This is a genomic window from Polaromonas sp., assembly GCF_030680935.1.
GTDB lineage: Bacteria > Pseudomonadota > Gammaproteobacteria > Burkholderiales > Burkholderiaceae_C > Polaromonas.
On sequence record NZ_JAUXUP010000059.1, the window covers coordinates 15,899 to 37,402 of the forward strand.

20 protein-coding genes and 2 riboswitches are annotated in these 21,504 nt (G+C 60.7%); of the genes, 7 read left to right on the top strand and 13 right to left on the bottom strand.

The genetic code is table 11. The features are described from left to right. Window positions 1-29 precede the first annotated feature (29 nt). The 11 genes from Q8L50_RS14560 to Q8L50_RS14610 form a co-directional block, all read right to left on the bottom strand. On the bottom strand, window positions 30-608 hold the full coding sequence (locus tag Q8L50_RS14560) for an HAD family acid phosphatase (protein WP_305349357.1): 579 nt from the start codon (window positions 606-608) through the stop codon (window positions 30-32). Window positions 609-678: 70 nt separating this feature from the next. Further along, a complete protein-coding gene (locus Q8L50_RS14565; RefSeq protein ID WP_305349358.1) occupies window positions 679-1,563 on the bottom strand; it encodes an N-formylglutamate amidohydrolase in 885 nt (294 codons plus the stop codon). A gap of 89 nt (window positions 1,564-1,652) precedes the next feature. Further along, the gene (locus Q8L50_RS14570) at window positions 1,653-2,408 is read right to left on the bottom strand and encodes a sulfite exporter TauE/SafE family protein (RefSeq protein ID WP_305349359.1); all 756 of its coding nucleotides are present in this window, start codon (window positions 2,406-2,408) and stop codon (window positions 1,653-1,655) included. A 9-nt stretch (window positions 2,409-2,417) separates the two neighbouring features. Further along, window positions 2,418-3,974, bottom strand: a complete 1,557-nt coding sequence (locus Q8L50_RS14575) for a class I adenylate-forming enzyme family protein (protein ID WP_305349360.1) — start codon at window positions 3,972-3,974, stop codon at window positions 2,418-2,420. Between the two features lie 112 nt (window positions 3,975-4,086). Further along, the gene (gcvP, locus tag Q8L50_RS14580) at window positions 4,087-6,981 is read right to left on the bottom strand and encodes an aminomethyl-transferring glycine dehydrogenase (RefSeq protein ID WP_305349361.1); all 2,895 of its coding nucleotides are present in this window, start codon (window positions 6,979-6,981) and stop codon (window positions 4,087-4,089) included. Between the two features lie 119 nt (window positions 6,982-7,100). Further along, the gene (gcvH, locus tag Q8L50_RS14585) at window positions 7,101-7,469 is read right to left on the bottom strand and encodes a glycine cleavage system protein GcvH (RefSeq protein ID WP_305349362.1); all 369 of its coding nucleotides are present in this window, start codon (window positions 7,467-7,469) and stop codon (window positions 7,101-7,103) included. Between the two features lie 25 nt (window positions 7,470-7,494). Further along, window positions 7,495-8,679 carry a glycine cleavage system aminomethyltransferase GcvT gene (gene gcvT / locus Q8L50_RS14590; protein WP_370869808.1) on the bottom strand — a complete coding sequence of 395 codons (1,185 nt, stop codon included), beginning with the start codon at window positions 8,677-8,679 and terminating at the stop codon, window positions 7,495-7,497. 2 nt (window positions 8,680-8,681) lie between these two features. Next, window positions 8,682-8,783, bottom strand: a riboswitch (glycine riboswitch). A 21-nt stretch (window positions 8,784-8,804) separates the two neighbouring features. Continuing rightward, window positions 8,805-8,906, bottom strand: a riboswitch (glycine riboswitch). Window positions 8,907-9,093: 187 nt separating this feature from the next. Then, a complete protein-coding gene (locus Q8L50_RS14595) occupies window positions 9,094-10,371 on the bottom strand; it encodes a TRAP transporter large permease (RefSeq protein WP_305349363.1) in 1,278 nt (425 codons plus the stop codon). Continuing rightward, complete coding sequence (locus Q8L50_RS14600) at window positions 10,368-10,862, bottom strand: TRAP transporter small permease (protein ID WP_305349364.1); 495 nt, start codon at window positions 10,860-10,862, stop codon at window positions 10,368-10,370. Before Q8L50_RS14600 ends, Q8L50_RS14595 begins: the two co-directional genes overlap by 4 nt. An 81-nt stretch (window positions 10,863-10,943) precedes the next feature. Then, on the bottom strand, window positions 10,944-11,915 hold the full coding sequence (locus Q8L50_RS14605) for a TRAP transporter substrate-binding protein (RefSeq protein WP_305349365.1): 972 nt from the start codon (window positions 11,913-11,915) through the stop codon (window positions 10,944-10,946). 172 nt (window positions 11,916-12,087) lie between these two features. After that, the gene (locus tag Q8L50_RS14610; protein WP_305349366.1) at window positions 12,088-13,773 is read right to left on the bottom strand and encodes an electron transfer flavoprotein-ubiquinone oxidoreductase; all 1,686 of its coding nucleotides are present in this window, start codon (window positions 13,771-13,773) and stop codon (window positions 12,088-12,090) included. A gap of 139 nt (window positions 13,774-13,912) precedes the next feature. Between Q8L50_RS14610 and Q8L50_RS14615 the strand changes: the two genes are divergently transcribed. Together Q8L50_RS14615 and Q8L50_RS14620 are read left to right on the top strand one after the other, a co-directional pair. Beyond that, window positions 13,913-14,695, top strand: coding sequence for an SDR family oxidoreductase (locus Q8L50_RS14615; RefSeq protein WP_305349367.1), 783 nt, complete (start codon window positions 13,913-13,915; stop codon window positions 14,693-14,695). A gap of 18 nt (window positions 14,696-14,713) precedes the next feature. After that, the gene (locus tag Q8L50_RS14620) at window positions 14,714-15,133 is read left to right on the top strand and encodes a thioesterase family protein (RefSeq protein ID WP_305349368.1); all 420 of its coding nucleotides are present in this window, start codon (window positions 14,714-14,716) and stop codon (window positions 15,131-15,133) included. Between the two features lie 62 nt (window positions 15,134-15,195). On the opposite strand, the gene Q8L50_RS14625 is transcribed toward Q8L50_RS14620, so the two are convergent. Further along, window positions 15,196-15,804 carry a peroxidase-related enzyme gene (locus tag Q8L50_RS14625; protein ID WP_305349369.1) on the bottom strand — a complete coding sequence of 203 codons (609 nt, stop codon included), beginning with the start codon at window positions 15,802-15,804 and terminating at the stop codon, window positions 15,196-15,198. 258 nt (window positions 15,805-16,062) lie between these two features. Between Q8L50_RS14625 and katG the strand changes: the two genes are divergently transcribed. The 3 genes from katG to Q8L50_RS14640 all read left to right on the top strand — a co-directional run bounded on the left by katG (window position 16,063) and on the right by Q8L50_RS14640 (window position 19,295). After that, window positions 16,063-18,258, top strand: coding sequence for a catalase/peroxidase HPI (katG, locus tag Q8L50_RS14630; protein WP_305349409.1), 2,196 nt, complete (start codon window positions 16,063-16,065; stop codon window positions 18,256-18,258). Window positions 18,259-18,393: 135 nt separating this feature from the next. Next, a complete protein-coding gene (locus Q8L50_RS14635; RefSeq protein WP_305349370.1) occupies window positions 18,394-18,783 on the top strand; it encodes a carboxymuconolactone decarboxylase family protein in 390 nt (129 codons plus the stop codon). 152 nt (window positions 18,784-18,935) lie between these two features. Continuing rightward, window positions 18,936-19,295, top strand: coding sequence for an HPF/RaiA family ribosome-associated protein (locus tag Q8L50_RS14640; RefSeq protein WP_305349371.1), 360 nt, complete (start codon window positions 18,936-18,938; stop codon window positions 19,293-19,295). A gap of 110 nt (window positions 19,296-19,405) precedes the next feature. Here Q8L50_RS14640 and Q8L50_RS14645 read toward each other — a convergent pair whose 3' ends face one another. Next, window positions 19,406-19,963 (bottom strand): PAS and helix-turn-helix domain-containing protein, encoded by a 558-nt coding sequence (locus Q8L50_RS14645; RefSeq protein ID WP_305349372.1) that lies wholly within the window; start codon window positions 19,961-19,963, stop codon window positions 19,406-19,408. Window positions 19,964-20,064: 101 nt separating this feature from the next. On the opposite strand from Q8L50_RS14645, the gene Q8L50_RS14650 reads away from it, so the two are divergent. Together Q8L50_RS14650 and Q8L50_RS14655 are read left to right on the top strand one after the other, a co-directional pair. Then, window positions 20,065-20,772 carry a CoA transferase subunit A gene (locus Q8L50_RS14650; RefSeq protein ID WP_305349373.1) on the top strand — a complete coding sequence of 236 codons (708 nt, stop codon included), beginning with the start codon at window positions 20,065-20,067 and terminating at the stop codon, window positions 20,770-20,772. Between the two features lie 5 nt (window positions 20,773-20,777). Continuing rightward, window positions 20,778-21,416: a CoA transferase subunit B gene (locus Q8L50_RS14655; RefSeq protein ID WP_305349374.1), complete on the top strand. Its 639-nt coding sequence runs from the start codon at window positions 20,778-20,780 to the stop codon at window positions 21,414-21,416. Window positions 21,417-21,504 lie beyond the last annotated feature (88 nt).

The following is a 21,504-nucleotide window of genomic DNA, read 5'->3' on the forward strand; positions in this document are numbered from 1 at the left end:
CTGGATGGTTGGCCATGCAAACATGGTTGTCAGTATGTCCGCGCAGGGGGCACTGATCTCACAAATTCAAGGTGTTCTGTCCAACCTTTGAGGCACTTGTTCCACTCGCCCCTGTGGCAATGGGGGTCATACCTGCGTTGCAGGGCGAAGACACGTTCTTTCGGTATGCCGGCTCGGGCATAGGCCAGAAAATCTGTGTACGAGTCTCCATAGGCGTAGCTTATATCCCATTCCTCGCTGATGATCTTTTTCAGCATGCGCGCCTTGTAGTCATCTGGAAAGTCGCGCTCTTCGTCTGTTTGTGCCACCAATACGCTGCCTGACGGAAACCTGTTGCTGGTCAGCCAGCCCGGTATGTTGGCCGAGACGAAACCGGCACGGGTGCTGAGGTAGAAAATCTTGTAGCCCTTTTTGGCGAACAGTTGCGCGGCGTCGGCGGCGTGTTCTCGCGCTTCAAAAATGGTGAGTACATCGGGCGTCAGCGTCCCGTCGATGTCAAACACAACCGCCTGAGCCTTCTTTTGCGGGGGCGGCAGAACCGGGTCAGACGGCAGTTGCGCACAACCGACACACAACATCGCTGTCAACACAATGATCAGGTGACGCATGGAGTTTCCTTTCGGGATGACAGGTAACCGGTAACCGGTGGCGGGTGGCGGGTGGCGGGGGAAAGGATATTCATTTGCGCAGAAGGTCGTACTCGGTCATGAAAACCACCAGCGCGTCCGCCAGGTCTTCTGCCAGGCGTGTATTCGCCCTGTGGTTTCTGCCGAACTCCAGCTGTATGGCGTCTATGCCTTGTGGTTGGTGGCTGCCATAAGTGGCTACCGTGTGGCCGCCGGCATACCGGGGGTCTTCACGCAGTGACTCTGCACCCACGGCGGGATGGACCGGGTAACCCTTGGATGCCAGCACGCCAGTGATGCTTTTTTCACCCTGCAGCGCGGGCTGGCCAAATCGACCCAGCAACGTTTTGGCTGTCAGCCCTGCGCGTGTGCCGCGAAATGTGGTGTCTGGGTCTCCCGACTGACCGTGTACATCAACCATCAACGCACCGGCAGGAAACTTTGTCTTGATCTCTGCGATGTAAGCGGTGATCTGGTCATGGTAGGCCCGGTACGCGGGCAGGGCGTCCTGCGATTCCATGGCCTCCTGCTCGGGCCGGTTGGCGTCCAGGTATTTCCGGCTGAATCTGGCCACCACGATGTAAGGCCGCTTGCCCAGACGCGCTTCAAGCAATGTGGCCACGCGCTCGGCAAGTTCCCGGGTACCTGCATCGCGGACCACAGTGCCTTTGGTGCGGGCAGGCAACGCGTCCAGGGGCTCAGCACCGTCGTGCGGCACGGTCAGGATCAGCGGCAGCGACCCTTTGGTAGAAACCACCATGGCCGATGCATCGTAGGCAAAAGCAGCGCCCGGCAGGGCAACGCAGGCCAGCAGGGAAAGCAGGGCTTGGCGGAACATGCGCATGAAGGGTGACTCCTGAATAGTCCACGGCGAACCCCAGACGGGATGCAGTACGCGGGCGTGGCGGCGGCTGGACCAGGAACGGTCCTGCCACATGGCACGATTTTAGGCAGCCACCAGCGGTGCGCATCCCCCAATCGGAGGGCAGGGCTGGCCTTTGTTGATCTGCTGCGGCGCAGGCATCGTCAGGCGAGACGCCGCAACAAACCCGGCACCGACGATACCAGCAGCGCAATGCCGGTACAAGTCAGCAGACTCAGCACCACCTTGCGAAAGGTAGCCTCACTGATACCGATATAGAGCCGCGCACCCAGTAGCGAGGGGATCAGCATGGCGGGCGCGACTATGGCCAGAAAGGGCAAGGTAGCGCTGCTGATGACGCCCGTGGCGACATAGGTGCCGAAGGTGACCAGCAGCATGGATAAATTGAAGTTCTGCACGATGGCGCGCTGGCTGTCTTTTTGCATGCCGCGCAGCGTGCACCAGAGGGTCGGCAACACGCCGGTAAAACCTCCCAGCGCGCCCATCACACCGCCGCCTGCGCCTATCACTGCGTCTGCGATCTGCCCGCCGCGTGTGATGCGTGGCAGTTGTGCACTGAACAGCATGGCCGGGCACCAGACGGCCAGCAAGGCGCCCAGAAAAGCCTTGAACACCTGAACGTCCAGCTGTGGCAACAGCCACATGCCCATCGGAAGGCCGAGCAGACCACCCAACACAAACGGTGCCAGTGTTTTGAGGTCAAATCCGCGCCGCACCGTGACGGCTGCAATGATCTGGCCGGTCAGGGCACCAAACACCGCCATGGCCGCCGCCAGGCGCGGGTCGATCGTCCAGGCCCAGAAGGACATGGCCACCAGGCCGAAACCAAAACCCGACAGACCCTGTACAAAACCCGCTGCGACGGCACCGGCAATGATGACCAGCGTTTGTGAGTCCATGCGCTTGGCTTATGGGCGCTCTGCAACTGGCTGAAAGCTGTCACGAAGCTCGCGCTTGAGTACCTTGCCGATGGCGCTTCGCGGCAATTCATCCATCCATTGCAGGTGGCCCAGGCGCTGGTTCTTGCCCACCTGGTTGTTGACCCACGCCAGCAGGTCTTCAGCGGACGCGATTTGCCCCGGGCGGCGCACCACAAATGCCGCGGGCGTTTCGCCCCATTTCTCCGAGGGCACGCCCACCACCGCAGCTTCCAGCACACAAGCGTGATTCCGCAGGATGGCCTCCAGGTCACTGGGGTAGACGTTGAAGCCGCCGGAGATGAGCATGTCTTTTTTGCGGTCAAAAAGAGTGAGAAATCCATCCGCGTCGAAGCGCCCAATGTCGCCGGTGCGGATAAAACGTTTGCCCTGCGGGTCAAACCATTCAGCGTCGCGGGTTTTTTCCGGCTGGCCGTGGTAACCGGTCATCATGCCGCCCGAATGGCCGACCACCTCCCCCGCCTCACCGGGAGCGACCTCGACACCGTGGTCATCAATCAGGCGGATATCGTGGCCCTCAGCGGGTTGACCCACGGTGTGTAATTTGTCCGGGTGGGCGTGGGCCTCCAGGATGCAGGTGCCGCCGCCCTCGGTCATGCCGTAAAACTCTACCAGGCCACCCGGCCAGCGCTTGAGAACGTCGGCCTTGAGTGCGGCGGTAAAGGGGGCGCTGGTGGAAAACTTCACCAGAAAGCTGGACAAATCGAACCGGTCAAAGTCGGCATGCGCCATCAGCCGCTGGTATTGCACCGGCACCAGCATGGTGTGCGTGACACGGTGGGTTTGGGCCAGTGCCAGGTAGCCTGCGACGTCGAATTTTGGCATCAGCACCACTGTGCCGCCAGCACTGAGCGTAGGGAATAAAACTACCAGCGTGGTGTTGGAGTACAGCGGTGTGGAAAGCAGGGTGACGGTGTTGCCGTCGTAGCTGTAGCTGGTTGCGCGGCGCACATGGGTCCAGCGCATGCCGTGTGATTGCACGATCCCCTTGGGCTCGCCGGTGGTTCCCGATGAATAGATGATGTTGAACGGCCAGTCAGCCTGAACGGCCACTGGCGCGGGTTGTTGGCCGGCTTCTGCCAGCCAGCTGTTGAGTGTGCGGCCGACGGCTGTGTTGTCCATGGCGATACGGGCAGGCGAGCCCGCACCTGTGCCAGCCGGCCCCAGCGACTCGCCGCCGTGGGCGTCGGTGAACACCCGTTTTGCCTGTGCGTCCTGCAGCATGCGCTGCAGGCTGCCCGCGCCGGAGCCGGGGGCCAGCGGCGCTACCGTCACGCCAGCCGGCAAAGCGCCCAGGAAGACTGCGGTGTATTCCATCGACATGCCCGCGCAGATGGCGATGGCGTCGCCGGGGCGAATACCGTCGCGCTGCAACGCACACGCAATGCGGTCCATCAGCGCATCGAGTGTGGCGTAGTCCATCCGGCGCTCGCCCTGGACCAGCACCGGCCGGGAGGGGGCTTGCTGCGCGTGCTGGCGAATCAGGTCGCTGATGAGTCCGAATTCGGTATCGAGAGCTGGGGTCATGGGATCCGTTCTGAAAGCTGTGCTTCACATGGTAGTCAGCATCTGCACAACCCCCTGTCGCGTGGTTCACACGCGGCGGCCCGGATTCAATTCTGGTGTGCCCTTGCCCGCATCAGGCGTAATCGGCCACCGGCACACAACTGCAAAACAGGTTGCGGTCGCCGTACACGTTGTCCACGCGCCCGACGGGTGGCCAATACTTGACCAGCTTGAGAGTGGCCAGCGGGAAGGCGCCGGTTTCGCGCGAATAGGGCCGGTCCCAGTCGGTACCCAGCAGGCTGGCAGCGGTGTGCGGTGCATGTTTCAGCGGGTTGTTGTCCTGCGGCCAGCTGCCGTCTTCGACTTTGCGGATTTCGTCCCGGATGGCAATCATCGCGTTGATGAAACGGTCCAGCTCGGCCAGTGTTTCGCTCTCAGTGGGCTCAACCATCAGGGTACCCGGCACCGGAAAGCTCAGCGTGGGCGCGTGAAACCCGTAATCCATCAGGCGCTTGGCCACGTCCTCGGCGCTGATGCCGCTGCTTTCCTTGAGCGGCCGCAGGTCCAGGATGCACTCGTGCGCCACATGGCCGTTTTCGCTGGCGTACAGCGTCGGGTAGTGGTCTTTGAGCCGCGCGCTGATGTAGTTGGCGCTCAGGATGGCGATCTCGGTAGCTTGCTGCAGGCCTTCGGGGCCCATCATGCGGCAGTACATCCAGCTGATGGGCAGCACAGAAGCGTTGCCGAGTGGCGCTGCTGAAATCGCGCCGACGCCGTTGACAGGGATGCCCGCCGTGGCGTGGCCGGGCAGATACGGCACCAGGTCGGCCACCACACACACCGGGCCCACGCCCGGTCCGCCGCCGCCGTGCGGAATGCAAAAAGTCTTGTGCAAATTCAGGTGGCTCACATCGCCGCCAAATTCGCCGGGGGCAGCGACGCCGACCAGCGCGTTCATGTTCGCGCCATCCACATAGACGCGGCCGCCGTGCGAATGCACAAGGGCGCAAAGCTCTTTCACCTGGGTTTCAAACACACCGTGGGTGCTGGGGTAGGTGATCATCATGCAGGACAGCTTGTCGCTGTACTGCTCGCACTTGGCTTTCAGATCGGCCATGTCGACATTGCCCTGCGCGTCGCAGGCGGTGACCACCACCGTCATGCCGACCATCTGCGCACTGGCCGGGTTGGTACCGTGGGCAGAAGAAGGAATCAAACAGATGTTGCGGTGGCCCTGGCCTTTGGCTTCATGAAAGGCCTTGATCACCAGCAGGCCGGCGTATTCGCCTTGCGAGCCAGCGTTGGGCTGCAGGCTGATGCCGGCATACCCAGTGGCCTGGCACAACCAGTCGCGCAATTGTTGGTCCAGCTCGGCGTAGCCCTGCAACTGGTCCTGCGGTGCGAAGGGGTGGATGTTGGCAAACTCCGGCCAGGTGACGGGGATCATCTCGCTGGTGGCGTTGAGCTTCATGGTGCAGCTGCCCAGCGGAATCATGCTGCGGTCCAGCGCCAGATCCTTGTCGCTGAGCATGCGGATGTAACGCAGCATGCCGGTTTCGGAATGGTGGGTATTGAACACTGGGTGGGTCAGAAAGGGTGTGCTGCGGCGCAGTTCCTCGGGGATCAGCGGCTCCACGCCTTTTTCAAAGTCACTCAGGCGCGGCATCGGTTTGCCGGGTTTCACAAAGAAGGACCAGAGCATCTCCAGGTCTTCGCGGGTGGTGGTTTCATCCAGCGACACGCCCAGGTGATTGTTCAGGCGATATCGGAGGTTGGCCCCCGACTGGCGTGCGCGCTCAGCTATTGAATTGGTAGCATCCCCGGTCTTGATGGTGACCGAGTCGAAGGCGCTGGAATTGGTGATCTCGTAGCCCATCTGCTGCATGCCGCGCACAAAAATAGCGGTGTAGCTGGCCACCCGCTGCGCAATGCGCTGCAGGCCTTGCGGGCCGTGGTACACCGCGTACATGCTGGCCAGCACGGCCGGCAGCACCTGCGCGGTGCAGATGTTGGAGGTGGCCTTTTCGCGGCGAATGTGTTGCTCTCGGGTCTGCAGGGCCAGGCGGTAGGTCGGGTTGCCGTGTACATCGATGCTGACACCGACGAGGCGCCCGGGCAGCGAGCGCTTGTATTCGTCGCGGCAAGCCAGGTAGGCCGCATGTGGCCCTCCGTTGCCCATGGCCACGCCGAAACGCTGGGTGTTGCCCAGCACAATGTCGGCGTCCCACTCGCCGGGTGGCGCCAGCAGCGTCAGCGCCAGCAGGTCGGCGGCCACGCACAGGGCGGCGCCTGTTGCGTGGGCGTGGCCAGCCAGCGGGCGAAGGTCGTGGATCATGCCGGTGGTGGCGGGGTATTGCGCCAGCACGCCAAAGTAGTCGCCCTCTGCCATCAGCTGGGGCAGGGTGACGGCGGCGGTGCTGACCTTGACGGTGATGCCCAGCGGTTTGGAACGGGTCTGGATCACTTCAATGGTTTGCGGGTGGCAGTCGCCGGCCACGATGAAAACATTGCTTTTGCTCTTCACGCTGCGTTTGGCCAGCGTCATCGCTTCGGCTGCGGCGGTGGCTTCATCGAGCATGGAGGCGTTGGCAATGGGCATGCCGGTCAGGTCGCAGACCATGGTCTGGAAGTTGACCAGCGCTTCCATGCGGCCTTGCGAAATTTCTGCCTGGTAAGGCGTGTAGGCCGTGTACCAGGCCGGGTTTTCAAGGATGTTGCGCAGAATCACGCCGGGTGTGTGGGTGCCGTAATAACCCTGGCCGATAAAACTCTTGAAAACCTTGTTTTTGGCCGCCATGGCTTTCAGCTCGGCCAGGGCCTGGGCCTCAGTCACCGGCGCCGGAATTGCCATGGCCTGGCTACGCGCAATGCTGCGCGGCACGATACCCTCAATCAGCGCGCGACGCGAAGCCGAGCCCACCACGCTGAGCATGTGGGTCTCGTCGGCGTCATCAATGCCGATGTGGCGGGCGATGAATTCGGAAGTATTTTCAAGCTCGCGCAGTGGTTTGGCGGTGGGCATCAGCATGGCAGGTCCAAAAATGGTGGGTGGGATATTGCGCTTGCCCCCGTTTGTCATCCCGGGCTCTTTCCTCCGGGATCCATGGATTGCGGGTCAGGCCCGCAATGACAGGAGCTGCAGTTGATTTATGCGGTTGCGGAAAAAGCGGTGTAGCTGGTCTCGTCCATCAGGGCGTCGAGCTGGCCCTTGTCGGCGAGCTTGACCTTGAAGAACCAGCCGGCACCCAGCGGGTCGCTGTTGGCCAGCGATGGGTCGTCGCGCAGCGCCTCGTTGACTTCAAGCACTTCGCCGCTGATCGGCATGTACACGTCAGCGGCGGCCTTGACGGACTCGACCACACCGGCCACCTCCTTCTGCGCGAAGCTGCTGCCTACCGAGGGCAGATCGACAAACACAACATCACCCAGCGCGTCCTGTGCATGGGCCGTGATACCAACGGTGGCGATGTCGCCGTCAACGCTGATCCATTCGTGGTCTTCGGTGTACTTGATCATGGGATTCTCCAGAATAAAAAAAATTTCAGCCGCGAAAATAACGATTTTGGACAAAAGGCATGGCGCTGACCTGCATGGGCACCGCTTTGCCACGCACGATGGCATTCACCAGAGTGCCGATGGCGGCAAACGCCGGCTGCACGTAGCCCATGGCCACCGGCTGGTTGATGCTGGGCCCCAGCAGGCCGCTGGTGACTTCACCGATGGCCGTACCCTCCATATTCTGCAATTCGGTGTGGTCGCGCACCGGCACGCGCTCCAGCGCGATCAGTCCGACACGTTTGCGGGTCAAGGTGGCCGGGTCGGCCAGCTGAGCCAGCACCCTGGCCGCACCCGGAAAGCCGCCAGCCCGTGCGCCGCCAGTGCGCCTCACTTTCTGGATCGCCCAGTTCAGGCTGGCTTCCACCGGTGTGGTGCTGGTGTCCAGGTCGTTGCCATACAGGCACAAGCCGGCTTCAAGGCGCAGCGAGTTGCGTGCGCCCAGGCCGACAGGTTTGACTTCGGGCTGCGCAAGCAGGGCTCCAGCCAGCGCATCGGCCTGTGAAGCGGGCACGGAAATTTCAAAACCGTCTTCGCCGGTGTAGCCGCTGCGTGTCAGAAAGCAGTCGCAGCCTGCGACCGTAAAACGCCCGCCGGTCATGAACACCAGTTTTTCAACACCCGGCGCCAACCGCGACAATGCCGCCACGGCTTGCGGCCCCTGTAGCGCGAGCAGCGCCATATCGGGCATGGGGATGACTTGGCAACGTGTGCCGATTTTTTGCGCGATGTGCGCGATGTCGCCGACCTTGCAGGCACCGTTGACGATCACAAAAATGTCGCCACCGTTCGCATAATCGCGGTTGAAAAACATCAGGTCGTCGATGACGCCGCCGTCTTCGTTGAGAAGCAGACCGTAGCGCTGTTTGCCGGCCGGCAGATCAATCACATCGACGGGAATCAGGGTCTCCAGGGCGGCCGCGGCGTCGGGGCCGACCAGGCGCAACTGGCCCATGTGCGAAACATCAAACAAGCCGGCTGCCTGGCGTGTGTGTAGGTGCTCGGCCATCAGGCCGGCGGGGTACTGCACTGGCATCGAGTAGCCTGCAAATGGCACCATGCGCGCGCCCAGCTCCAGGTGCAAGTTATGCAATGGCGTTTTCAGCAGGTTGGGGTCGGTAGCGGACAAAGGCGTTCTCCGGGGCAAACATACAACATGGCCATAAGCCATGGGCTGCCCCTGCTGTCCGCTTTACCTGAGAGATTCACCCGGCGATGCGGGTTTGCTCCTTCGGTGGGCCGCCTTGAAGGTGACCTCTCTCCAGTAGGGAACGCCTTTCCGCATGAGCTGCCGAAGGGCGGTTGCCAGTCCTTTTGCCTGAGCGTTCAGCGCCCCATTGTGGGGGTGCATGCGCCTTCGGCGGTTTTCGGGTGAAAACTCTCTCCTGACCTCGCAAGTGTAGCCCAAGGTTCATGCAGTCGCCCCCTCACTCCAAGGCTCTTCCAGAGGAAAAGGGGGGGCAAGAAAGTGCGGAGCCAGGGATTTTTTCCGCAGGGGCCGCGGAACCGGCTCTGCCCGGCCGCAGGCGCAGCGCCCCCTCGGGGGCAGGAAGCGACACAAAGTGCGCGACCGTGGTGGCTCTATCTACTTGGCATAGACCAGGTCGCGCAGGAAGAGCGACAGCTGCGGTACATAGGTGATCACCATCAGACAGGCCAGAATCACCAGCACAAAAGGAAGCAGGTGCGGCACAATTTTGTCGAGGGAAATCCTCGCCACGGTGCAGGCTGCAAACAGGTTGACGCCAAACGGCGGGGTGATCATGCCCAGTGCCAGGTTGACCACCATGATCAAGCCAAAATGCACCGGATCAACGCCAAAGTGGATGGCCACTGGCGCCAGTATCGGCGCCAGGACAATGATGGCGGCACTGGTTTCAATAAACATGCCGATCAGAAAAAGCGCGGCATTGACACCAAGCAGGAAAAGCGTCGGCGACTGCAGCACCGCCTCCAGATAACGGCCAATTGCGTCGGGTACACCGGCCCTGGTGATCAAAAATGCAAACAAGCCGGCGTTGGCAATGATGAACATGATGACCGCGCTGGACAGCACGGATTTGCGCAGAATGACGGCCAGATCGACCAGCTTGATCTCGCGATAAATCACCACCCCCACGACCAGCGCATAAAAAACCGCCACAGCCGACGCTTCAGTGGGGGTGAAGATGCCGCCATAAATGCCGCCCAGAATGATGACTGGCATCAGCAATGCCCAGCCGGCCTGCCAGGCGGCTTTGCCAAAGGGCTGACGTCCGTCGCCGTCTTTTTTGCCCCAGCCCTTCCAGCGGCAATACAGATGGACAAACAGCATCAGTGCCAGGCCAATGAACAGTCCCGGACCAAAACCGGCAATGAACAGCTCGCCAATCGAGACTTCGGCGCTCACCCCATACAAAATCAGTGGAATCGACGGGGGAATGATGACGCCAAGCTCGGCACTGGTGGCTTGCAGCGCAGCCGCGTAGGTTGTGGGGTAACCATGTTTGATCAGTGCGGGGATGAGGATAGCGCCAACTGCAAAGGTGGTGGCCACCGACGAGCCGGACACCGCTGCAAAAATCATGCAGGTCAACACGCAGGTCATGGGCAAGCCGCCCTGCACGCCACCGACAATACTCTTGGCAAATTCCACCAGCCGGCGCGAGATGCCACCGGTTTCCATCAGGTTACCGGCCAGGATGAAGAACGGGATCGCAGCCAGCGGAAATTTGTTGATGGCGTTGAACATTTCCTTGACCGAAATCAGCATGTGGGCGTTGGTGGCCTGTATGCCCAGCACAGAGGCCAGGCCAATCGATACGGCCACTGAAACGGTCAGTGCAAAACACAGCACCATGGTGGAGACCATGACGGCGGTCATTGCGCTGTCTCCAACTCGTTGCGCTGCGGGTCCACCAGGTTGCCGATGATGCCTATCACGCAAAACATGGCGCCTATCGGCATGGCCACGTAGCCCCAGAACATGGTCAGCTCTTCAAGCCCTGCCATCGACTGGACACGACCACGCAGCGCGTAGTCCCAGCCCCACCAGATGATCACCGCGATCAGCGCGAGTGCGGCCAGGCATACCACCCAGTCCAGCACACGCCTGATACCGGGTGGGCTCCATCGGTAGAGCACATCCACACTGACCATGGCGCCCTGGCGGAAGGCGGCGGGAATACCCATGAAAACCATCCAGATCAGCGACAGCCGGATCAGGATTTCTGTCCATTCGGCGGGTTGCTCCAGCACAAAACGCGTGATGATCTGGAACATGCCGAGCCCCGATGCAATCACCAGCATGATGCAAGCCACCAGCATGGAAAAGCCCGTGGTCCAGCGTTCGATCCTGAGAAAAGTGGCCTTCATGGGTGTGTGGGTCCTATTGGCAAGTAAAAACGCCCGCCAGTCCAATGACTGCGGGCGTAAGCAGCTATCAAAAAAATAGCGTTATTTGTAGTTGCGGATCTTGTCCATGTTGGCCTTGCCGAATTGCTTTTCAAACTCGGCATTGACCGGCGCCAGTGCGGCGACAAATTTGGCCTTGTCGACGTTGTCGATGACAGTCATGCCCTTGGAGCGCAGGTCGGCCACACCTTTGGCATCGTCTTCGTCAACCCGCGCACGGTTGGCTTTGGTACCCTCCGCCGCAGCTTCAAGAAAGGCCTGTTTGTCCGCGGCGCTGAGTTTGTCAAACACCGCCTTGTTCATGACCCAGATGCACGGTGAATAAACGTGACCGGTCAAGGACAGGTGTTTCTGCACCTGGTCAAACTTGGCAGCCAGAATGACCGACAGCGGGTTTTCCTGGCCATCAACTGTGCCCTGCTGCAGAGCGGTGAACACCTCCGGGAAGGCCATGGGTGTGGTGACAATGCCAAAACCCTTGTAGGCAGCGATGTGCACCGGGTTTTCCATGGTGCGCATTTTCAGGCCCTTGAGATCTTCAGGCGCCTTGACATCGCGCTTGCTGTTGGTCATGTGGCGGAAACCGTTTTCGGCCCAGCCCAGCGCCTTGAAACCCTTGGATTCGAATTTGGTCAGCAACTCTGCGCCAATCGGGCCATCCAGTACGGCGCGTGCATGTGCCTTGTCACGAAACAGGAAAGGCACATCCAGAATTTTGGTGTCGGGCACAAAGTTGGGCACCGGGCCGGTCGATGAAAACGCCAGTTCCTGGGTGCCGAGCTGCACGGCCTCGATGGATTCACGCTCGCCGCCCAGCGCGCCGCTGTAGAAAGTCTGAACCTTGTAACGCCCGCCGGTGCGTTTTTCAACTTCGCGCGCGAAGGTGTCAATGGCCACACCTTGGTGCGAGTTTTGCGCCGTCGAGATGCTGATCTTCATCGTGGTCTGCGCAGATGCGGCGGCCACGAGACCAAAAGTCATGGACATGCCGATGATGAGCTTGCTGAATGTCATGTTGTCTCCGGAGTTGTAGAAAACCCGGCCCTGCCTGGCAGCCGGAAGCTATGTGTGCATTGCATTATGGCTTCCGGCTGGCGGCGGGGTCTGCGGGTTTTCGCCTAAGAGCCCGGTGTGCTTCGCGTCACAAAAGAACAGGGGGGTCAAGCCAGGACGCCGCGTAGCCGGCTTACATGCCGCTGTAGTTTGGCCCGCCGCCGCCTTCTGGGGTGACCCAGACAATGTTCTGCGTGGGATCCTTGATGTCGCAGGTTTTGCAGTGCACGCAGTTCTGCGCGTTGATCTGCAGGCGGTCGCTGTTGTCGGGGTTCTTCACAAATTCATACACGCCGGCCGGGCAATAACGCGACTCGGGGCCGGCGTAAGTGGCCAGGTTGATGTTGACGGGCACACTGGCGTCTTTCAGGGTCAGGTGTGCGGGTTGATGCTCTTCGTGGTTGGTGTTGGACACAAACACCGAACTCAAGCGGTCGAAGGTGATCTTGTTGTCGGGTTTGGGATAGACAATTTGCGGGCACTCGGACGCTGGCTTGAGCTTGGCGTGGTCTGCCACCTTGTTGTGAATGGTCCATGGTGGCGCCTTGAAGCCGAGTTTGGGCAGCAGCCACAGCTCGATGCCGTTCATGATGGACGACAGGTACAAGCCCTTTTTCATCCACTGTTTGGTGTTGCGTGAAACCTCAAGCTCATCAAACAACCAGCTCTTCCGGAACGCTTCGGGGTAGGCGCTCAACTCATCATGCTGGCGCCCGCCGGCTACTGCGGCGTACGCAGCCTCTGCGGCCAGCATGCCGGTTTTGATGGCGGCGTGACTGCCCTTGATACGCGCGAAGTTGAGAAAGCCTGCCTCACAGCCCACCAGTGCGCCGCCCGGAAACACGGTTTTGGGCAGGCTCATCAAGCCGCCGCAGGTAATCGCCCGCGCGCCGTAGCTGATGCGTTTGCCGCCTTCCAGATACTGGCGAATCGCAGGGTGGGTTTTCCAGCGCTGCATTTCCTCGAAAGGGCTGAGCCACGGGTTGCTGTACTCCAGGCCGGTGATAAAACCCAGTGTGACCTTGTTGCCTTCGAGGTGGTACAAAAAACCGCCGCCGTAGGTCTGGTTGTCCATGGGCCAGCCCAGCGAGTGCACGACGTGGCCGGGCTTGGCCTTGGCCGGATCGATCTCCCACAACTCCTTGATGCCCAGTGCGTAGGTCTGCGGGTCTTTGCCGGCGTCAAGCTTGAATTTTTCTATCAACTGCCGGCCCAGGTGGCCACGTGAGCCCTCGGCAAAAATCGTGTATTTGCCATGCAGCTCCATGCCCAGCTGAAAACTGTCGCTCGGTTGGCCGTCTTTGCCGACGCCGAGGTTGCCGGTGGCCACTCCCTTGACTGAGCCGTCTTCGTTGTAAAGAACTTCAGAAGCGGAGAAGCCGGGGAAAATTTCCACGCCCAAGGCTTCGGCCTGCTGGCCCAGCCAGCGCACCACATTGCCCAGGCTGATGACGTAGTTGCCTTCGTTGTGCAGGCATTTGGGAATCAGAAATTGCGGGGTGCTGATCTTGCCGGTCTGGCTGAGAAACAGCATCTCGTCGCCGGTGACCGGCTGGTTCAATGGTGCACCAAGCTCTTTCCAGTTGGGAAACAGCTCGGTGATGGCGCGCGGGTCCATCAGTGCACCGCTCAGAATGTGCGCGCCGGGCTCTGAGCCTTTCTCCAGCACCACCACCGACAACTCCGTACCTTTTTCTGCGGCAAGCTGTTTCAGCCGGATCGCGGTGGACAGGCCACCCGGGCCGCCCCCCACCACGACCACGTCATATTCCATCGCTTCGCGGGGGCCGAACTGGGCCAGTATCTCTTGGTTGTTCATCGTGGACTCGCTGATAATGAATTTCAGGTAGGGCCGTCACTCGGACGACGGCGGCAGGTCTTGCGTGTGATTTTATGTCGTGAATGCAGCGAATCGAACGCTCGTTCGTATCGCTAACTGGAATAGAGAGGAGTCCCTTATGGCTTACAGCCTGGATCTTTCAGGGCGTGTCGCCCTCGTGACCGGTGCTTCGGGCGGGCTGGGTGCGCAGTTTGCCAAAACCCTGAGTCGCGCGGGAGCCGCTGTGGTGCTGGCCAGCCGGCGCATGGACAAGCTCAAGGAGCTGCGCGCGCAGATTGAGGCCGAAGGCGGCGACGCCCATGTGGTGTCGCTGGATGTGACGGACCATGCCAGCATCAAGGCCGGCGTGGCGCATGCCGAGACCGAGGTCGGCCCGATTGACATCCTGGTCAACAACTCGGGCGTGAGCACCACCCAACGCATTCAGGACGTGGCCGAAGAAGACTACGACTTCATCTTCAACACCAACGTCAAGGGGGCTTTTTTTGTGGCGCAGGAAGTTGGCAAGCGCATGCTGGCCCGATCGCGTGGTACGGCCCCAGGCACTTTTTCTGGCGGCCGCATCATCAATATCGCGTCCATGGCCGGGCTGCGTGTGTTGCCGCAGATCGGTGTGTACTGCATGAGCAAGGCGGCGGTGGTGCAGATGACCAAGGCCATGGCGCTGGAGTGGGGCAAGTTTGGCATCAACGTCAACGCCATTTGCCCCGGCTATATCGACACCGAGATCAACCACCACCACTGGGAAACCGAGCAGGGCAAAAAACTGGTGCAAATGCTGCCGCGCAAACGCATCGGCAAGCCGGAAGATCTGGATGCCCTGCTGGTGATGCTGGCCAGCGGCCAGAGCCACTTCATCAATGGTGCCGTGATTGCCGCGGACGACGGCTTCGGCGCCTGAGCCCAAAGCGCACGCCTTATGAAGATAGACATTCCCGAAAAGAAGAAGCTCGTTTTTGAGATGTGCATCCCGATCCGCTGGGGCGACATGGACGCCATGGGGCATCTCAACAACGGCAGTTATTTTCGTTATCTTGAGACCGTGCGCATTGACTGGATGTATTCGATTGGCTGCGTGCCAGACCCCAAAGGCGAAGGACCAGTCATCATCAACGCGTTCTGCAATTTCTATCAACAACTCGAATATCCCGGCGCTGTACGGGTAAAGATGTACGCCAGCGACCCCGGCCGCACCACCTTTGAAACCTGGGGCACGATGGAGCGCAGCGACCAGCCCGGTGTGATTTACGCGGCCGGTGGCGCCACCACCATCTGGGTGGACTTCCCGAGCCAAAAGGCGGTCACTTTGCCCGACTGGATGCGCGCCATCGTCAGTTAGGGGCCAAATCGGCCTCCAGCCCATGTGGGGCAGGTGCAAACAGCTATCAAAAATGTAGCGTGTCAGCCGGGTTGCTTTTGTTTGGGCGCGCGGCCCATCAGGTAAAACTCGGGGTTGGGCATCATGCTGGAGAAGCTGGCGATGCGGTTGGACAGGCCGAAAAACGCGGTGATCGCCGCGATGTCCCAGATGTCCTCGTCGGTGAAGCCGTGCCCGTGCAGCGCGGAAAAGTCGGCTTCTTCCACCTCATGCGAACGCTCGCAGACCTTCATCGCAAAGTTCAGCATGGCGCGCTGGCGCGGCGTGATGTCGGCCTTGCGGTAGTTCACCGAGACCTGGTCGGCCACCAGCGGCTTCTTCTCGTAGATCCGCAGTAGCGCACCGTGCGCCACCACGCAGTACAGGCACTGATTCGCGGCGCTGGTGGTGGTGACAATCATCTCGCGGTCGCCCTTGGTAAGGCCCGACTCTTCCCTGAGCATCAATGCGTCGTGGTAGGCGAAGAAGGCGCGCCACTCCGCCGGACGGCGCGCCAGCGCCAGAAACACATTCGGCACAAAGCCGGCTTTCTCCTGGACTTCAAGAATCTTCACCCGAATGTCTTCCGGCAGGTCTTTCAGCTCGGGGGCAGGGTAGCGGCTGGCCGGGCCCGGTGTGTTGGGGGTGGTCATGGATGTTTCCTTCAAAAAACTTTATGCGTCTGTGCCCGGCAAGCGTAATGCAATGCTGGCATGGCTGGTCCCTCTGAGGAGAGACGGTTTGGCGGGTTGGCGCCCGATACATTGATAAAAACTATCGTATAAATATTTTTAATTGACTATGAATATTTTGCTTTGAAACCTAGACTGGGTCATCCAGGCCAGGATCCTGGCATGCCGCACCCGGGCCCCACTTTTCAATTCAAAGGAAACATCATGTCTGAACAGCAAATGCAAAGCGAAGCCAGCTGCCCCTTCTCGGGCGGCGCACCGAAAAAACCCACGCCGCGCGGGACGACCAATGCCTCCTGGTGGCCCGAGCAACTCAATCTCAAGGTGCTGCACCAGCAGTCAGCGCTGTCCAACCCGATGAGCTCCGAGTTTAATTACGCGGAAGAATTCAAGACCCTGGACCTGCACGCCGTCATCAAGGACCTGCATGCCTTGATGACTGATTCGCAATCATGGTGGCCTGCCGACTATGGCCACTACGGCCCGTTTTTCATCCGCATGGCCTGGCATGCTGCAGGCACCTACCGCACGTTCGACGGCCGTGGCGGCAGCGGCAGCGGTGAGCAGCGTTTTGCACCGCTCAACAGCTGGCCCGACAACGGCAACCTCGACAAGGCGCGCCGACTGCTCTGGCCTATCAAGGCCAAATACGGCCGCAAGCTCTCCTGGGCGGACCTGTTCATCCTGACCGGCAACGTTGCGCTCGAGTCCATGGGCTTCAAGACCTTCGGCTTCGGCGGCGGCCGGCCCGATGTCTGGGAGCCGGAAGAAGACATCAACTGGGGTTCTGAGAGCACCTGGCTTGGCGACGAGCGCTACAGCGGCGACCGTGAGCTGGCCAATCCCCTGGCTGCGGTGCAGATGGGCCTGATCTACGTTAATCCCGAAGGCCCGAACGGCAAGCCGGACCCCCTCGGTTCGGCCCGCGACATCCGTGAAACCTTCGCCCGCATGGCCATGAATGACGAAGAGACTGTGGCGCTCACCGCCGGCGGCCACACCTTTGGCAAATCCCATGGTGCGGTCGACGCGAAATATCTTGGCGAGGAGCCCGAGCGCGCCGCGATTGAGAACATGGGTTTCGGCTGGACCAACAGCTTTGAGACCGGCCACGGTGTACACACGACCACCAGTGGCATCGAAGGCGCGTGGACCAAGAACCCCATTCAGTGGGACAACGGCTATTTTGAGAACCTGTTCGGCTACGAATGGGAGCTGACCAAGAGCCCCGCTGGCGCGCACCAGTGGAAACCCGTGGGCACGACAGGCGACGGTACCGTGCCCGACGCGCACGACCCGGGCAAGCGCCACGCACCGATGATGACCACGGCCGACATGGCGATGCGCATGGACCCGGCCTACGAGAAGATCTCGCGCCGCTTCATGGCCAACCCGCAGGAATTTGCCGATGCCTTTGCCCGTGCCTGGTTCAAGCTGACGCACCGCGACATGGGGCCACTTGCCCGTTACCTTGGCCCGCTGGTCCCGAAGGAAGAGCTGATCTGGCAAGACCCGGTTCCGGCCGTGGACCATGCGCTGGTTGATGACAGGGATGTGGCTGCGCTCAAGGCAAAAATCCTCGCCTCGGGCCTGAGTACCTCGCAACTGGTGACGACGGCCTGGGCATCGGCCTCGACTTTCCGTGGTAGCGACAAGCGCGGCGGTGCCAACGGTGCGCGCATCCGCCTGGCGCCGCAAAAGGACTGGGAAGTCAACCAGCCGGCTGAGCTGGCCAAGGTGCTGGCAAAGCTTGAGGTCGTGCAGAAGGAATTCAACGCTGCGCAATCCGGTGGCAAGAAGGTCTCGCTCGCCGACTTGATTGTGCTGGGCGGCACCGCTGCCGTCGAAGCGGCCGCCAGGAAGGCTGGTCACAAGCTGAGCGTTCCCTTTTCCCCGGGCCGTACCGATGCCTCGCAAGCGCAGACCGATGTGGAATCATTTTCCGTCATGGAGCCCGTGGCCGACGGCTTTCGCAACTACGTTCGCAAGGGCCACGAAGCGCAAATCGCCGAGCTGCTGGTTGACAAGGCCAACCTGCTGACGCTGACCGCGCCCGAGATGACCGTGCTGGTTGGTGGCCTGCGCTCCCTGGGGGCCAACGTCGGTGCAGCCAAACACGGCGTCTTTACCGAGCGCAAGGACGAACTGACCAACGACTTCTTCGTCAATCTGCTCGACATGAACACCAAGTGGCAGAAGTCCGCCGATGCGGAGTTTGTGCTGGAAGGGCGCGACCGCAAGACGAATGAGCTGAAGCTGACCGGCACCGTCGCCGACCTGGTCTTCGGTTCCAACTCGCAGCTCAGGGCGCTGGCTGAGGTGTATGCAAGCAGCGATTCGCAGGAAGTGTTTGTGCGTGACTTTGTGAAGGCTTGGACCAAGGTGATGAACCTGGACCGCTACGACCTGGCCTGAGCTGCCCGCGTTGATCTTGCATGATCGTGAGCCCGTCCCGGTGTCAACCGGGACGGGCTTTTTTATGGGACAGGAGTCCTGGCCTGTGTTGCCGGTCCGGCCTCCACTATGCTTGACCTTTTTGCGGAGAGCCTCATGACCGTTCCTTCAGACAAAGCTTTTGACAAGGGCCTCGCCACGCGCAAGCAGGTGATGGGCGAAGAGTTTGTGGCCAATGCGCTGGGCAACGCCACCGATTTCACGCGGCCTATCCAGGAGCACATCACGGCCAAGGCCTGGGGCGATGTCTGGCAGCGGCCCGGGCTGGACCTCAAGACCCGCAGCCTGATCACCGTGGCCATGCTCACGGCCCTGGGCAAGCAGCATGAGCTCAAGGGCCATTTGCGCGGCGCGCTCAACAACGGCGCCACACCAGCCGAACTCCAGGAGGTGTTGCTGCATGCCGCTGTGTACTGCGGCGTGCCTACCGCAGTCGACGCTTTTCGCACTGCCGCCGAAGTCGTGGACGGATCGAAAAGGGTGTGAGGCGTTGGCCGACCCTACTTCTCTCAGGGAATGAGGACTACAGGGCCTGCGGTGGGCAAGGCGCACAATGAATTTTCGCGCCGCCGCTCTGGCGGCTTCATGACAGCGCCGGTTACAGGCCGTGCGCTGCGGTTTTTGAAAGGAAGAGGCACATGCAAATTCAGGTCAACTCCAACCACACCATCGACACCGGCGAATCGTTTGAACGCTGGGCTGGCGCCGAGCTACATGAATCCTTGAGTCGGTTCAAGGGCGACATCACCCGCATTGAGGTGCATATGAGCGATGAGAACGCCGACAAGGTCAGTCCCGATCAGAAGCGTTGCCTGATGGAGGTACGGCTGGCGCACCATGAGCCCCTGGCTGTCAACCACCATGCGATCAGCCAGGGCGAGGCGTTTCGGGGCGCCACCGATAAACTGAAACGCTTGCTGGACCATACCCTGGGCAAGTTGCGCGACCACCGTGCGCGCGATTCGATCCGGCGCGACAGCGACGCCGGGCTCGTCTGAACCACCAGCACTGCCCGTTGACCCCGTGCGTTTTAGCTGATTTCAGCCTCTAGCCTTTGCCAGGCGTGCTCTGGCAGCTATTGATTCAATAGCAAATACGGCCCGCCCGTTCAGCCGCCCGCCATCAGCTTGTGCACCAGGTCAGCCGTGGTCGACGCCTTGTACTTGCGCATCAGTCGGGCGCGGTAGATCTCGACCGTCCGATGGCTGATGACCAGCGCCCGGCCTATCTCCTTGGAGGTCAGGCCATCCAGCAGATGCGCGGCCACTTCGCGTTCGCGCGCCGTCAGCTCCGCCTTGACCGGACGCCGCGAACTGAGGTCTTCAAAGCTCCAGATGCCCGACTCATGCGGCGCTGCGCGGTTCAGGGCCCGTCCGGTGACATGGCACCAGAAGGTTTCTCCCTTGAGCCGGCCGTCCAGCCGTTTCATGATGCGGTCGTCGGCGTAGTGGCCCTTGGCATTGAGAATCGGCAACATGCGCGCGCCTATACGTTCGTACTCGTCTGCGCTGGGGTAAAGGATCTGGAAGGACTGACCCATCAGCTGCTGTCGGGAGGCGCCAAACATCTCGCACAAGTGCTGGTTGCAGTCCACAATGGCGCGGTTGCGTGAGAGCACCAGCCCGACGGGGGCCATGTCAAATGCCAGACGGTAGTCAATGTCCATGAGGTGTGAGCGCGGGTTTGACTTTACGGAAAACTACGTAGTTGGTTAGGTAGTATCGTAAAGCTTTTGAGGTTCCTATTGAAGTTCTCCAGGAGATTTTTGTGAACAAACTCTTTCCCTCTGCGGCCGACGCGCTGAAAGGCGTTGTCAGCGACGGCCAGTTGCTGGCGGTTGGCGGTTTTGGCCTGTGCGGCATTCCGGAAGCGCTGATTGAAGCCCTGAAGGCCAGTCAGGTAAAAAACCTGACGGTGATTTCCAACAACGCTGGTGTGGACGGATTTGGTCTTGGCAAGCTGCTTGAGACAAGGCAGATCAAAAAGATGATCTCCAGCTATGTCGGTGAAAACAAGGAGTTTGAGCGCCAGTACCTGGCTGGTGAACTGGAACTGGAGTTCACGCCCCAGGGCACGCTGGCTGAAAAGCTGCGCGCTGGCGGCGCCGGTATTCCTGCGTTTTTCACCAAAACCGGTGTGGGCACCCAAGTGGCCGAGGGCAAGGAACTGCGCGATTTTGATGGCGAGACTTATGTCATGGAGCGCGCGCTGGTGCCCGATGTGTCTCTGGTCAAGGCCCATGTGGCCGACAAGTCGGGCAACCTGCAGTTCCGGCTGACCGCGCGCAACTTCAACCCGGCTGTGGCCATGGCTGGCAAAGTCTGCATCGTCGAGGTCGAGAAAATTGTCGAGACCGGCGAACTGGCCCCCGACCAGATTCATTTGCCAGGCATCTATGTACACCGCATCGTGCTCAATGCCCATCCCGAAAAGCGTATTGAAAAACGCACCATCACTGAAAAAGCCGGAGTTTAAAAATCATGCCCTGGAGTCAAGACCAAATGGCAGCCCGTGCTGCCCAAGAGCTGGAAGACGGTTTTTATGTGAACCTGGGCATCGGCATTCCGACGCTGGTGGCCAACTTTGTGCCGACCGACAAGGAAGTCTGGTTGCAGTCTGAAAACGGCATGCTGGGCATAGGCCCCTTCCCGATTGAAGAAGAAGTGGATGCGGACCTGATCAACGCGGGCAAACAAACCGTGACGACCATCAAGGGTTCGTCGATTTTTGGCAGCCACGACAGCTTCGCCATGATTCGCGGCGGGAAGATCAACCTGAGCATTCTGGGCGCCATGCAGGTCAGCCAGAACGGCGATCTGGCCAACTGGATGATCCCTGGCAAGATGGTCAAGGGCATGGGCGGCGCGATGGATCTGGTGGCTGGCGTGAAGCGCGTCATCATTCTGATGGAGCATGTCGCGAAGAAAAAAGACGGTACCGAAGATATGAAAATCCTCGAGAACTGCACCTTGCCCCTGACCGGGGTGGGCGTGGTGGACCGCATCATCACCGATCTGGCCGTGATGGACGTGACACCCCAGGGCCTGAAAGTCATCGAACTGGCGCCTGGCGTCACCCGCGAAGCGCTGCAAGCCAAAACCGGCTGCAAGCTGCACTGACGACCGTGGGCGCGGGGTGGTGCACGCGCAGTGCCACCCTCGCGTCCCTTTCGACCCCCCCTTTTCCTGCGCCGATTTCGACGGATGT